We start from the raw sequence: 13,505 nt of genomic DNA on the forward strand, positions 1-13,505 counted from the left end.
TACAGCATGTTCAATCAACTGAAAATACGAAATATTTTCTTTATTTTACTCGGTTCAGCTATATTTGCATTTGGTTTAGTTCATTTTAACATGCAGAACAATTTGGCTGAAGGCGGTTTTACCGGAATTACCCTGCTTTTATATTTTATTTTCGATATTGATCCATCCATTTCAAATCTCGTGCTGAACATTCCGATTTTTTTCATCGGCTGGAAGCTGCTTGGCAGGACAACCTTTCTTTATACCATTATCGGAACAGTCGCATTATCGGTTTTCCTATGGCTGTTTCAGCGTTTCCAGATTTATATGCCGCTCAAAGACGATCTGACTCTTGCAGCTTTATTTGCAGGGGTATTTATTGGTGTTGGACTAGGAATCATCTTCAGATACGGGGGTACCACCGGAGGAGTAGACATCATTGCCCGGCTTGTACATAAATATAAAGGCGTCAGCATGGGCAAAACGATGTTCATGTTCGATTTTGTCGTCATTGCTCTCTCTCTTGTCACTTATTTATCCTATAAAGAAGCGATGTATACATTAGTTGCAGTATTTATTGCGGCGAAAGTCATCGACTTTATGCAGGAAGGTGCCTATGCAGCCAAAGGAGCGACCATTATATCAGAGCGAAACGGGGAAATAGCTGACAGAATCATGCAGGAGATGGACCGCGGTGTAACCATATTAAAAGGTCAGGGATCTTTCACAAAGATGGATAGGAACGTTTTGTATTGTGTAGTCGGCAAAAACGAAATTGTCAGGCTTAAAATGGTCATAACCTCAGTTGATCCACATGCATTTGTTGCAGTAAGCGATGTGCACGATGTGCTTGGCGAAGGATTTACATTAGATGCGGATAAGAATCCCATTCACCGATAATCATAAAAAATAAGTTCAAGCGAAAAAGCCTCCCAGCTGGAGGCTTTTTATTTGTTCATATCGCGTTCACGATTCATTTTCTCTTTTTCGCCTCTGTACTTCCGCCATCCCGTATAAGTAAGCGACATAAAAATGATGCTGCCGGTTGATATCATGACCCACCATAATGAAGGATCGGCTTCGTCTTCTTTTACCCGATTAAACAAATCCTGCAATTCCTCCTCCATCAATGCAAGCTGATTCACTTGAGACTCTACTGGTATTTGAGTAAAAATAGCATCTTCTACTACGGATCTATGTGCGTCCATTCTTTTAAGCTGTTCTGAGTCGAGATCCATCATCATGCTGGGATAAACGGTTTCATAAAGCGAGACGAATTCAGCCCAGTTCTGCTGAAAAGACTGATGATCTCCGCTTTCAACATCCCCTTTCACTTGAGAGAAAGCAGACATGACCGGCTCTTCCATTGAGCTCCATAGCGGCTGGTGTTCCGATGCTGCCGCATCCACCACAAGTCTCAGCTGAATAAGCGCCCTTACCTTCTGATCAGGAGTGATGCCATTTTCCTGCAGCATTTTAGCTGCTGTTAGCTGTGATGCTGATATCGTGCGAATATCTCTTGCTGAAATGCCGCTGTCACCTTTTACAGACTTCTCAAACTCTCTTTGAAAATAATCAATAAGCTGACGTGATTCTTCAAAACGATTTTGCTTTGACAGCTGAAGTGCTGTATCAGTGAGTTTATTTAAATCGTCCCATTTATCCGTGTGTTCAGCCTGATGATCAGCTAAAGCCCAATACGGCAGTGCGACTATCATAACCACGAAAACCGCCATCACGATCATTCTTTTTTTCATCCTTGTCCCTCCTACAGCTTCTACTAAAAAAGTATGAAAAAGTGGACAAGGTTAGACCACCTTTTTACACAAACATCAAAAGGCGGTCTGCAGTTAAAGAAGATTTAGTTTCAGGGAATTCTTTCTGACGACAAAATAGTATGCGAGATAAATGGAGAAAAGGCTCAGCCAAAATGTGAAATATCCGATTTCAGGCAAATAATTCATCAAAACACTGTATTTTGGCATCATGCCAAACACATAGTCTATGATCTCATTATGCAGAGTCCATACAGCAGCAGCAGCTAAATGCCACGCTTTGAATCTGTAATAAGGGGCATACAGAAGTCCCTGTACAGCCATGCCGAGGTGAGAAAGAATGAGCATATAGCCGACCGGATCCAGAACACCTGTCTCATTAAGCACTAGCAGGTTCATCACAACTGCCCAAATCCCGTACTTAAAAAGAGTAATGATGGCAAGTGCTTCAATCAGGGGGAGATTTTTCTTAAATAAAAAACCAAGCATAACGATCGTGAAAAATAAGCTTGCTGTTGGGCTGTCAGGGACAAACGGCAGAAAAATTGCCGGTGTCTCGTATAGCTGGTACCGGTACCAGTAATACCCATAGATTGTTCCAAACAAGTTAACGGTGAACATCATAAACAAAAAAGGCTGTTTAACAAGAAGGTATTGAAACCACTTCATCTTTGTTCAACTACTTTCATTCTCAAATATGAATAATCCTTAAACGTAGAAAAAAAGCTGACTTTTGGTCAGCTTTTCACTTATTTTGCTGTTACACTTGAAACAAATTCAGAAAGCACTTTCAATTCTTCATCCGTGCCTTTAAAGATGCCAGCCGGCATTCCACCCTGACCTTCTTTAGCGATTTTCGCAACTTCTTCAGGACTTAAACCTGTATCCACCAAAGATGGACCGGCAGCTCCTCCTGCTAAGTTATCGCCATGACAGGAAACGCACGTTTGTTCAGTGAAAATTTTGTAGCCTTCAGATTCTTTATCAATTTCAGCTTCAGCTTTAATTTTCCCTTGTTCTGCAGCTGCTTCCCAGTCATGGGTGGCAACGGATTCCCAAGTTAAGAAAATAGTCGCTGCAACACCAAGCAGCATCATACCTACAGCTACAGGACGTTTCGAAGGCTTGCGTTCAGGGCCGCGGTCAATAAACGGCGCCAAAAGCAGCGCTCCGAATGCAAGTCCTGGCATAATAAATGCCCCGATAACAGTATAAGGACCTGCGGCATACGTGTATTTCAGCAATTGATATAAGAATAAGAAATACCAGTCCGGCAATGGAATGTATCCAGTGTCAGTCGGATCTGCAACACGTTCAAGCGGCGATGGATGCGCCACAGTTAAACATAAATACCCGATCAGGAAAACGGCGCCAACAAGCCATTCTTTTAATAAAAAGTTTGGCCAGAATGCTTCTGTTTTACCTGGGAATTCAGAATAATCTTTTGGAATATTCGGTTTTCTTTCAGCTGGAACACGTGAATCTCCAACAAATTTCATCCCTTTTCCGCGATGCATGATTTCCCCTCCTTCTTTGGCAGTTACGCAAATGAACTAGAATGCACTTGCGGATTTTATCTCATCGATTATTTTATAGAGGTCCAGATATACCCTGCTTGCGAATCATGATGAAGTGAGCTCCCATTAATCCAAAAAGAGCTGCCGGCAGGAAGAACACATGGATGGCAAAGAAACGCGTCAATGTCTGTGCACCGACGATCTCCGGATGGCCTGCAAGCAATGTTTTTACTTGAGTGCCGATAAGCGGTGTTGCTTCAGCTATTTGAAGACCAACTTTTGTGGCAAATAGCGCTTTCATATCCCAAGGCAATAAATAACCTGTGAAGCCTAACCCTAACATAACGAAGAAAATTAAAACGCCAACTACCCAGTTAAGTTCACGAGGTTTTTTGTAGGCACCCTGGAAAAATACCCGCAATGTATGTAAGAACATCATAACGATGACGAGACTCGCTCCCCAGTGATGCATGCCGCGGACAATTTGTCCGAAAGCGACTTCATTTTGCAGATAATAAACAGATTCCCATGCATTTTTGATATCGGGAACATAGTACATCGTCAAAAACATGCCTGATAAAACTTGAATAACGGTTACAAAGAACGTCAGACCGCCAAAGCAGTATACGAATGCTGAAAAATGGTGCGCCGGATTTACATGCTCTGGCACTTCATGGTCAGCTATATCCCGCCACATCGGCGTAATATCTAAACGTTCATCAACCCAATCATAAATCTTGTTTAACATTGATTACGCCTCCTTTCGCGGTTTAGCCGAACCAAGATACAAAAATCCATCTTTCACTTCACTCTTGAATACATCTAGCGGAGCAAGCGGCGGTGTTCCAGGAACATTCGTGCCGTCTTTGTCATATAAGCCATAATGGCATGGACAGAAAAATTTGTTTGGATTAGATGGATCACTATTCCAGTTAACTGTACATCCTAAATGCTTACAGACAGGAGAAAGTGCAACAATATCCCCTTTTTCCGTTTTAAATACCCAAGCCGATCTAGGTTCTTCAGACTTGTGCCAAGCATCAACTTGTTTAATTTTAAAATTAAAACGCGTTGGTTCGTTCGTAATTTCATCGACACTCACTACCTGTACAAGGTCTTGCTCTTCGACCTTTCCAAGTACAGGGTCGAGCGCAAAGCGAACCATTGGCATCAGCATACCCGCAGCCATGAAACCGCCTACACCAGTCAGTGTATAGTTGAGAAATTGCCGTCTTGAAACCCGATGTTTTTTCTCGCTCATCATTTTCCCCCCTCTATCTTAAGCTGAAGTCCGTCAGGACATACGATAAAACCATATAAAACTAGGACAATCTCATGATATATCAATCTTCCAGTAAGGTCAATATTATCCTTTTTTGGAACTTTAAAAATGTAAGGGTTTTTATGAAACCCTCCAAGATTGTAAGAAAATGTTCAAAATTTGACTTACTTGATCCTCAATCATTTTCCTTTTCAGGGACTCGTCCATATGTTCCATAGGAATTGGAGGAAGATAGATCAAGCTGTCCTTGTGCGTTCCGCCTTCATTTCTCCATAATTCATCACTCGTCACGAAAAAAATATGTTTGAAATTGTCCTTTAATTCATGATACCATTGTAAAATTGTTTTTTCTCTGTCATGCATTTGTCCGGTTATGTACGTGTAGGCTGGAAGCATAAAGATTCTTCCTTTAAGCTGGCGTTCCAGATCTTCTGTGATCAGCGTTGTATACTCTCCCTCTGCCGCCAAAGATTTCAGATTATCTCCAAATCCGATTTGAACAAGCGGGATAATGGCAGTATCTACATATTCCTTTGATTGAAGAAACATGTTTGTGTCTTCTGATGTCCATTTCATGTCTTACAGCTCCCTCTGCTTATTATGTAATAATTATAAAGGTATTATATGTGTTTGTTAATAAGCTTTTGAAAATGAGGGAGATATTGGCTTTCCAGGCTCATTGCGAAGAACCTTTTGTCCCAAAATCCGTTTTATCAATTCTTACTTTATAAGTGATTTCTGCTTCGCTGAATTTTTCATCCCACTGTTTTCCATACTTTCTCCAATAGGCAGGATGCTGATTTTTAACATAATGAAAGAGCCCGGCCACACCTGTCTTATAGTCGTTCTGCAGTGTATAGATTAAGTCATTTACCTCCTTTTCAATTGTCTCTTCCACGATTTCTTCAATTCCTTTTTGATACCCTTTATCAAAAGAATTCTCCTTTTCATACCAATCCTCCGCTAATCTGCCTTCTACTCTGATAAAGATATCGATGAAAAGACGTCCATTCTTAATCTTCGTCTTTATTTTTTTGCTTCTCAATTTAATCACTTCAAAGCCAAATGGCTTATCATGATGAACAGCTTCAACTGTGCCTCCTTCTACTGACCCATTAAGCCAAGAGAGAGCTGATACTTCATCACCAGTTAAGTTTTCACCTACCAGTTTTCCATTGTTGATTACACCGGCACCCTTTAATTTTAAATTGCCCTTTTCTAATCCTACAATCTGAATGGCAAAGCTTCCTTCAGACTGCAAGCGGGCAGAGGCTTCACCAAGCTTGAGCGGAGGCAAAATTTTATTCGTTTTTTTTCGATTTTCTGTGAGTTCATAGATAATATTAGATGGGATTTCTTTATCTGTTTTAACTGATAAAAGCTCCGATGCAGGTTCTTCCGTAAGAAATATGTATAAGCTTCTTCTTGTTTTATCATCCCTTATAAACTGATTAATGACTGTATCCAAGGGCGTTTCTTTAATAACTTCTTGATTAATTAAAAATATCCGCTGATGTTCGCTTGATATTGGCTTCGTTTCTAATGAGACATTTCGAATCGCTTCATGCACAGTTCCCCCTCCTGTTGTAATATTTTTATAGCCGGCTCCCTGACCCTGTCCAATCGATCCGCTTTTCGGCAAAATGATTTGCTGAACGATTTGCACCCCTTCAACAGGATCAATCTTATCTATACCTGTACCTACTACAAGCGAAAGATCTTCAATGTTTTGGCTGTCCCAGCATCCTGAGAGCATCAGTGTAATAAAAATAAGGAGAATTTTTTTCATAGTTTTATTAGCTTCCTTTTCAAAGCGACTGTTAAAAACGTTGCGATTGGAATGACGAAAAAGACAATTTGAAACATTTTTCCGACTATTGTGCTCATTTGAATAATTTCAAGTGTATTGTTGGGTACGCAGGCTAACAAAAACAGGAGCGGAAGCAGGATAAGCACGTTCGTTTTAAAAGTTGTTTTAAACACTTGAGTCATTCCGTACGCAGCTAGATAATAATACATGGAAGTAGTCGTGAAAAACTGCAGAATCCACGTTGTCAGCAGAAACGATTCGAACCGTTCAATAAATATGCCCCTTACTTCAAAGGACTGTACAAATGAAATAGTCGGCCATGTCACAGCTTTCACTTCTTGTTCAGATAAACCTGAAACAACTAGAACATACGTTGTAATATATAAGATTAATGGAATGGCAAAACCGATCATCAAACCCTTCTTCAAGTTTTGTCTGTTTTTTGAAAAGGCTGAAATGACAAGGAAAATTTCCACTCCGATAAAGGAAAGAATCACTGAGTTTAACCCTTTGAATATGGGAGAGAACCCATCTCCCAATAGGGGTTTAATATTTTCAATATTAATACTTTTAATACTGAAGAAATAGATAAGAAACAGTTCAACAATTGCCAGAGGAAGAAAGACACTGAAAACCTTTGTTATACTCTGCAGCATCCCTAAAACCAAATACGCGCTTAAACACATTAAGGATAAAATAACGACTTGTACCGGAGTTGTCGCCAGCAGGAAAAAACGGACCATTTCACTCATTGCAACAGCCTCAAAGCTTGCTACACCCATGAAGTACAGAATGATAAATAACTGGACTGCTTTTGAAATCCATAATCCAAACCCTTCTCTTGTATATTGAAAAATATCCTTCACCTGATGTTTTTTAAAGAAATACAGGACGAGAAAAGCAAACAAGATAGCTATGATTCCGTCTATTATTAACACGATCCATCCATCCGGCGAATCAATTTCTGCTGTAATCGTTCTTGGCAGAGTGAGCAGTCCGACTCCGAGCATGGCGTTGCTTACAAGCATCGCTACTTGAAAGACCGAGAGATTATCCATTTGCTTCATTTTTGAGCCTCCTGCTAAGTAACCTTCTTCCGCCTGAATGGCAGTCTGATCAAGATATCCCTTGCCATGCTCGGGTTAAAAATCGTTTCCGGCGTGAAATAAGGAGTGTTAAAGCTTGAAAGTCTAGATAGATGTATAAATATTAAAATAAAAAACAAAGTCGTTCCATAAATCCCAAGCACCGCAGCAGCTGTCATAGCTCCAAAGCGCAATAATCTAAAAGCTAAGCCAAAACCATATTGAGGTACAGTAAAAGATGTGATGGTTGTGATTGAAACAATGATGACCATAAGTGAGCTTACAATGTTGGCTTCAACTGCAGCTTGACCAATGATAACCCCTCCGACAAGGCCAATTGTCTGTCCGATAGGAGAAGGAAGACGAATTCCTGCTTCCCGCAGCAATTCAATTGTAATCTCCATAATCATTGCTTCAACAAATGGCGGAAACGGCACATTTTCCCGGGTTCCCGCTATAGTGATTGCAAGCTCAGTAGGAAGCAGTCCAGGATTAAATGAAACCAGGGATATGTAAATAGCGGAAAGAAACAAAGTAATAGCCACTGAAATATATCTTAGCAGCCGCAGAAAAGATCCTGCTGCCCATCTTTCATAATAATCATCAGGTGATTGAAATAGCATATCGATTGTCGTTGGTGCAATTAAAGCAAAAGGCGAACCATCTATAAATATCACTACCCTTCCCTGTTTCAGGGCAGCAACAACTCTGTCTGGGCGTTCTGTGTTTTGAATCTGCGGAAATGGAGAATAAGGTGAATCCTCAATCAGCTCCTCGAGTATGCCTGAATCCTCCACATTTGTTGTTTGCACATTCTCAAGGCGTTTTTTCACTTCATTTATCAGCTCTTCATTGGCTTTTTCTTTGTTAAACAGGTAAACAATACGTTTAATACTGCTATCTTCCTTAATTTCGATTTTTTTTGCGATAATAGACTGATCATTTGCCAGCTGACGGATAAGCCCTAGATTTTCATCCAGGCTTTCTATGAAACCAAGCTTCGGCCCCCTTACGATCCGTTCTGTTGTAGGTTCTGTAAAGCTTCTCATCTTCTCTTTTTCAGTATCAATGACAAAAGCAGTGGAAATTCCATCAACTAAAAGAACGGTCTGGCCGGAAAAAATATTTTTCAAGACATCTTCAATCGTATGGATTTCCTGTTTTTTTAGAGGATTAACTTTTGAAAAAAAGAGCTGGGAAAAAGAGTGATTAAAATCCGTCATAAAATCAATGGATGAAAATGAATTGATCATTTCATGTTGTTTATTGCTGTCTGTCATACCAGACAGATAGAGCATGACACACATTTTTTGATGCTCTTGGATATAGATCTCTTTTTTCTCCAAATCTGTACTCTCTGAAATAATCGGGACTAAACTTTCCATATTCTCTGTTAATTGACTTCTGAGCAGGGTATTATTACTCATCTTGTTCTCCTCAAGCTTTATCGTTTTTTTATTATTTCTCCTTCTTCTATTCTTATACGAATGAAACTAAATACAAAAAGCCCCTTCATTTAGTAGAAGGGACTCCATTTTTACGTTTTCTGATGTTTTTGCCGAAATAAAATTGTTCCAATTATCAGCAAGACAGCTCCAATCACCATGTAAGTAAAGGTATTTGTAGCAGTCAAGGGAAGTTTGTTGCTGTTATCATTCTTCGAATCTGTTTCACCTGACGATTTGCTGACTGAATCATCTTTCTTATTAGGTTCATTTGGACCCGGAACTGTTCCTCCGCCTTTATCAGGTTTATCTTCATCAGCATCACTCGGACCAGGAGGATTTTCACCGTCTGCCGGAGGCTCAGTCACCTCATTTTCAAGTGCTAAAATGAATGTACCTCCAAGTTCCCGTTCCACTAAGTCAACTGTTACTTGCTTTTCACTGGAAACCTTGTATTTTTTACCGCTGTATAAATCTATAATCTTATCAGACTTTTCAAATGGCACATCAATTGTAATCTGCTGTTCATCTTCTGTCGTGTTGATTCCGATAACCAGAGATTGATCCTTGTAGTCTCTATTGAAAACAAGGTATCCATCTTCATTGCTGCCTGCTACTTTTGTCCGTTCTCCTTTAGAAAAGACACTTGAATAGTCTTTACGGATGTTTAACAGCTTCTGGTAATGGGCAAGGAGATCATTATTTTCCGTATGATCCCAGTCAAGATTATACCTATTTTCATTAAACTCGCCTTTATCCATGTCGCCTGCGTGCTTTCCAGTTTGCCCAAGCTCTTCACCGTAATAAATAACCGGCTGCCCTTTTGCTGTTATTTGCAGAGCAGCGGCAATTTTCTGCTTGCTTTTATCTCCGCCTGCGTGCGCCAATAAGAAACCGTCTTCGTCATGGCTGCTCAGAAACTGTCCCATTGCGGCAGTGTTCGAGAGCTTGCCGTTTCTATCTTCAAGTCTTGCTTCAACAGCTTCAATCTCTCCATTAATAAAATCTCTTGCGTCGTATTTAAAATTGAAATCAAGCAGAGAATCCATCTGTCCGCTGTTTAAGTAACCGCCTGTATTATCGATGCCCCCGCCATAATATTCACCAATCATTTTAAAATCAGGATTCACTTTGGTCAGCTCATTTTTAAATGCTTTCCATGTTGTATCTTCCACATGTTTTACAGTGTCTACCCTGAAGTAGTCAATAGCATTTCCTTTTTTAGTTTTGTGTGATGCCCACGCTGTCTGCCAGTCAATGATTTGCTTTCTTACAGCCGGATCTTCGGTAATCAGGTCCGGCAATCCTGCAAGCTCCCCTTTTATAACATCCGTTCCTCCGCTGCGGAGCATCCCTTTAAAGCGTTCCCGATCTTCATCCCCAGGGAAATTGGGAATGTTTTGTTCATTTTTATCCGTTTCTTTCAATCCATAGCCGGTATGATTCAGGACCACATCAACCATGACTTTCATATTTCTTTCATGTGCTTTATCAAGCAATTCATTTAAATCGTCCATCTCGCCAAGATGTTCATCAAGCTTTGAAAAATCCTTTGCCCAATATCCGTGGTACCCGTATTGATTGCCGCTTTTATTATGACGCAGATCCCAATCAATATTATCGAGAATCGGTGTAATCCAGATTGTATTGATGCCAAGATCATCAAGATAGTCAAGCTTCTCCGTTATCCCTTTAAAATCGCCGCCGTGATACGTTTCAGGATGGTTTACATCATATCCTTCATGATTCGGGTCATTATTCCCTTTATCTCCGTCATAAAAGCGATCAGTCAGCATAAAGTAAATTCGTGCCTCATCCCAGTCAAAATCCCCTTCTTTTCCGGAAACTCGCGGTTCCACTGAAACTGCTGCTTTCGCGGTATGTTTATTTCCAAATTCATCAACAGCTGTAACAGGAATTTCTTTAACACCGGCCGGCACTGAATCCTTAACTGACAAACTCACCTCTTTCAGAGCAGGATCGATTTGCAATACTTCCGGGCCTCCAAGAGACGATGCATCGGCATACATATCTGAAAACTGAATGCTTTCCTGATCAGATTTTATATCTAAACTCAAGACGGCATTCTGATTAGATGTGATTTCTTTTGGAAATACAGTTGCCTTCATCTTTACTTTTGGAATCACGAAGTCTATATAAGATTGCTCATAATATGGATCTGTTACTTCATTCGTTGTTCCGCCCTTTGTGACTAGATAGGTATATTCATACTTGCCCTCTTCAGGGATATCAAATGTATAGGTGAAATATTCATTTTTCTCATCATATTTCATGTCAAATTGCTTGCCGTCAATTTTTATTTTCACATGCTCAATATCTGACATCGCATTGTTTTCGAAAAGCTCCTGATCCCGGTAGAAAAATGTAGCTTTCCCTTCAGATATGACAGGACCTTTTATCGCTGGAACTGTGTGAAATTCAGCCTTTCCGCTTTCGACAAACACTTTTGTCAGCGGCTGATCTGGGTCTGTTTCAATATATCGGTCTTGATCATACGGATCTTTTACAGCCCAGTCCTGGCCTTTTCTAATGACAAATCCAATGTTTGATGCCTCTGCTCCAATTTCGAACGTTGAGACGGCACCTTGATCAGTCTCTTCCGTAAACCGTTTTTCACCATCTTCAAGTCCGGTCTGCCATGTCCATATATTCCATCCGTCATAATCGGCATCTTCTCTGGAATAGGTAAACTGAACATACCTTTTAACCGGGCTTTTCATTTCACTCGTTTTAAATGAAAGGGAGAGATCCTGTTTTAATCCTGTTCCTGATTTTTCTCCGGTGATGGCTTGTTTTGGAACAGTCAGTGTATAGTCTTGAGCTTTCTGCAGAGTCTCAGGAACGATTTTTAGCTGATTTGCATCCGCCGAAATCGCTGCCGTTACAGCCTGTCCTCCATTTTCTTTCAAGGAAATGCCGTCTGTCTGCCCGAGTATAATAGTCTCATTGAACGTCAGGATAATAGGAGAAGTTGTTTGAACGTCTCCATCTCCATCAGCAGGAGCTGCTGAAGTAAGTTCAAGCTGTTCTGCATCGCTGATTCCATTAAGCGTATACTCTTTGCTATAGACAGATTGCTCATTTGGCTGATCTTTTTCATTCCAGGATACCGCAGTATTGTTTCCTTGAGCTTCAGGACTCACATCAAATGCGCCATGTTCAGAAGCAGTATTTCCGCTTAATACGGCAATCGCTTTCAAACGATCATCATTTTCAAGTCCCAGTTCGCTTAATGGGATTCTTCCTTCAAATCCCTTCGTACGGTCAGCTGCAAACTGTGCACCTTTTATATTTTCCCATGTTGAGAGTTTTGGATGATTAAAGTCTTTTGCATTGTACAATGCAGCACCGGCTATTTCTTGATCATTCTTTACTCTGGAAACAATATGGAACTGCGGTTTTGCGTCTGTACCGCCAAAATGGAACGGTGCGCCCCATGGATTTCCTTCCACTTTTGAATCTTCGTTATTAACATTTAATGCGAGATTCAGGTACATGCCATTTTCGCCCCAGTTTGGGACATTTTTAGATTGGACCCAATAATAGAGGAACTGGCTGTCATTCTTCAGATGTACATCTCCGAGATGAAAACCTTCATATCCTGGATTTTCAGATGTGGCCAAAGGTTCAATTCCTGCCCAATCCTCACCGTTCCCATCAACTGTTATCACATTCTGTTCAGCAGCAAACACCTGCCATGAACTCATTACCCCGCTTGCCATAAGCAGTATAATTAACAAAATGGATATCCACTTGCTTCTCTTTCTCCTCATCCCATTTCCCCCTTCAGCTCTAAGCGAAATCGTTTGCAAAATTTTATTGTTAAAAAGAGATGCTTCCACATATGTAAACGATTACAATTGCAATCATATTTTGTCACGTTTCGACCGAAAAATCAATTGAAAATTCTGAAAAAACATTTTGCAACCTGCCCTCTTTTTAATCAAAAAAAGAACCTCATCTAGCAGAGAGGTTCTTCCTTATTTCAAGCATTTCAGTTTTTCAGTTAAGCTTTCAAATGCTGCTTTATCTTGGCGGTCAAGTGCGTCATCAATCATTTGAAGTAATTTTTCTTTTTGGAACGTTTGAATCGACTGCTCTAAAATGCGTTCAGCAACTACACGGTCTTTTTCATTAATGTTGAGATGTTTCGGCACAAATGGATTCGCTTCAAGCACTGCTGCATAATTCGGCGATTGGTAGGCCGAGCGGAAGTTGAGCTGAATGTACAGATCCTCGTCTTTATTTAACCGAATGTCATGGAAGGATTTTTCTGCATCCGTTGTCATGACATTTTCTTTGTAAAAACGAAACGGCACTTCCTCTACGCAGTGGGTCGACATGATAATCCCTCGCGGACAATACTGAGCCTGCTCAACGAAATGCACTTTTTCCATCAGCGTGTCGTGACTCATTAAGTAATTCAAAATCCAAACACATTCCCGTCTTTTCAACTGATAATGATTTAAAAACCACCTGATAAAATCCTTCTTCTCAATGACAGATACAGGGGCCATCATATGCATTTCCCTCCTCTGCTAACTGTAGATTCTTATTCTTAGAGTTCAACAGATCCTAGGTGAAATCCTTC

At 40.4% G+C, this 13,505-nt stretch carries 12 protein-coding genes; 1 reads left to right on the plus strand and 11 read right to left on the minus strand.

From position 1 onward, the window contains the following. Positions 1–6: 6 nt before the first annotated feature. Positions 7–879: a YitT family protein gene (locus AC3ISE_RS13810; protein WP_070878117.1), complete on the plus strand. Its 873-nt coding sequence runs from the start codon at positions 7–9 to the stop codon at positions 877–879. A 47-nt stretch (positions 880–926) separates the two neighbouring features. Here AC3ISE_RS13810 and ypjB read toward each other — a convergent pair whose 3' ends face one another. The 11 genes from ypjB to AC3ISE_RS13865 all read right to left on the minus strand — a co-directional run bounded on the left by ypjB (position 927) and on the right by AC3ISE_RS13865 (position 13,434). Further along, on the minus strand, positions 927–1,736 hold the full coding sequence (gene ypjB, locus AC3ISE_RS13815; protein ID WP_489221440.1) for a sporulation protein YpjB: 810 nt from the start codon (positions 1,734–1,736) through the stop codon (positions 927–929). 93 nt (positions 1,737–1,829) lie between these two features. Further along, positions 1,830–2,423: a lipoprotein heptaprenylglyceryl N-acetyltransferase LhaT gene (gene lhaT / locus AC3ISE_RS13820; protein ID WP_133310369.1), complete on the minus strand. Its 594-nt coding sequence runs from the start codon at positions 2,421–2,423 to the stop codon at positions 1,830–1,832. A gap of 80 nt (positions 2,424–2,503) precedes the next feature. After that, a complete protein-coding gene (locus AC3ISE_RS13825; RefSeq protein WP_133310368.1) occupies positions 2,504–3,271 on the minus strand; it encodes a menaquinol-cytochrome c reductase cytochrome b/c subunit in 768 nt (255 codons plus the stop codon). A 73-nt stretch (positions 3,272–3,344) separates the two neighbouring features. Continuing rightward, complete coding sequence (qcrB, locus tag AC3ISE_RS13830; RefSeq protein WP_029280290.1) at positions 3,345–4,019, minus strand: menaquinol-cytochrome c reductase cytochrome b subunit; 675 nt, start codon at positions 4,017–4,019, stop codon at positions 3,345–3,347. Between the two features lie 3 nt (positions 4,020–4,022). After that, entirely contained in the window at positions 4,023–4,532 is a 510-nt protein-coding gene (locus tag AC3ISE_RS13835) for a QcrA and Rieske domain-containing protein (protein ID WP_430008558.1), read from the minus strand. A gap of 141 nt (positions 4,533–4,673) precedes the next feature. Further along, a complete protein-coding gene (locus AC3ISE_RS13840; protein WP_489221441.1) occupies positions 4,674–5,129 on the minus strand; it encodes a YpiF family protein in 456 nt (151 codons plus the stop codon). Positions 5,130–5,229: 100 nt separating this feature from the next. After that, positions 5,230–6,342 (minus strand): Ger(x)C family spore germination protein, encoded by a 1,113-nt coding sequence (locus AC3ISE_RS13845; protein WP_489221442.1) that lies wholly within the window; start codon positions 6,340–6,342, stop codon positions 5,230–5,232. Beyond that, a complete protein-coding gene (locus tag AC3ISE_RS13850) occupies positions 6,339–7,430 on the minus strand; it encodes a GerAB/ArcD/ProY family transporter (protein WP_489221443.1) in 1,092 nt (363 codons plus the stop codon). Before AC3ISE_RS13850 ends, AC3ISE_RS13845 begins: the two co-directional genes overlap by 4 nt. Before the next feature lie 14 nt (positions 7,431–7,444). After that, the gene (locus AC3ISE_RS13855) at positions 7,445–8,875 is read right to left on the minus strand and encodes a spore germination protein (protein WP_489221444.1); all 1,431 of its coding nucleotides are present in this window, start codon (positions 8,873–8,875) and stop codon (positions 7,445–7,447) included. Between the two features lie 110 nt (positions 8,876–8,985). After that, positions 8,986–12,687, minus strand: coding sequence for an alpha-amylase family glycosyl hydrolase (locus AC3ISE_RS13860; RefSeq protein WP_489221445.1), 3,702 nt, complete (start codon positions 12,685–12,687; stop codon positions 8,986–8,988). A gap of 207 nt (positions 12,688–12,894) precedes the next feature. Continuing rightward, a complete protein-coding gene (locus tag AC3ISE_RS13865; RefSeq protein ID WP_070878132.1) occupies positions 12,895–13,434 on the minus strand; it encodes a ReoY family proteolytic degradation factor in 540 nt (179 codons plus the stop codon). Positions 13,435–13,505: the final 71 nt, after the last annotated feature.

The organism is Metabacillus sp. KH_069 (assembly GCF_057838075.1).

Bases quoted from the DNA above. Each gene is read 5' to 3' on its own strand.
- AC3ISE_RS13835 (WP_430008558.1), bottom strand. From the start codon at position 4,532: ATGAGCGAGAAAAAACATCGGGTTTCAAGACGGCAATTTCTCAACTAT.
- AC3ISE_RS13860 (WP_489221445.1), bottom strand. From the start codon at position 12,687: ATGAGGAGAAAGAGAAGCAAGTGGATATCCATTTTGTTAATTATACTG.
- AC3ISE_RS13865 (WP_070878132.1), bottom strand. From the start codon at position 13,434: ATGATGGCCCCTGTATCTGTCATTGAGAAGAAGGATTTTATCAGGTGG.
- qcrB (WP_029280290.1), bottom strand. From the start codon at position 4,019: ATGTTAAACAAGATTTATGATTGGGTTGATGAACGTTTAGATATTACG.
- AC3ISE_RS13845 (WP_489221442.1), bottom strand. From the start codon at position 6,342: ATGAAAAAAATTCTCCTTATTTTTATTACACTGATGCTCTCAGGATGC.
- AC3ISE_RS13840 (WP_489221441.1), bottom strand. From the start codon at position 5,129: ATGAAATGGACATCAGAAGACACAAACATGTTTCTTCAATCAAAGGAA.
- AC3ISE_RS13855 (WP_489221444.1), bottom strand. From the start codon at position 8,875: ATGAGTAATAATACCCTGCTCAGAAGTCAATTAACAGAGAATATGGAA.
- AC3ISE_RS13850 (WP_489221443.1), bottom strand. From the start codon at position 7,430: ATGAAGCAAATGGATAATCTCTCGGTCTTTCAAGTAGCGATGCTTGTA.
- lhaT (WP_133310369.1), bottom strand. From the start codon at position 2,423: ATGAAGTGGTTTCAATACCTTCTTGTTAAACAGCCTTTTTTGTTTATG.
- ypjB (WP_489221440.1), bottom strand. From the start codon at position 1,736: ATGAAAAAAAGAATGATCGTGATGGCGGTTTTCGTGGTTATGATAGTC.
- AC3ISE_RS13825 (WP_133310368.1), bottom strand. From the start codon at position 3,271: ATGCATCGCGGAAAAGGGATGAAATTTGTTGGAGATTCACGTGTTCCA.
- AC3ISE_RS13810 (WP_070878117.1), top strand. From the start codon at position 7: ATGTTCAATCAACTGAAAATACGAAATATTTTCTTTATTTTACTCGGT.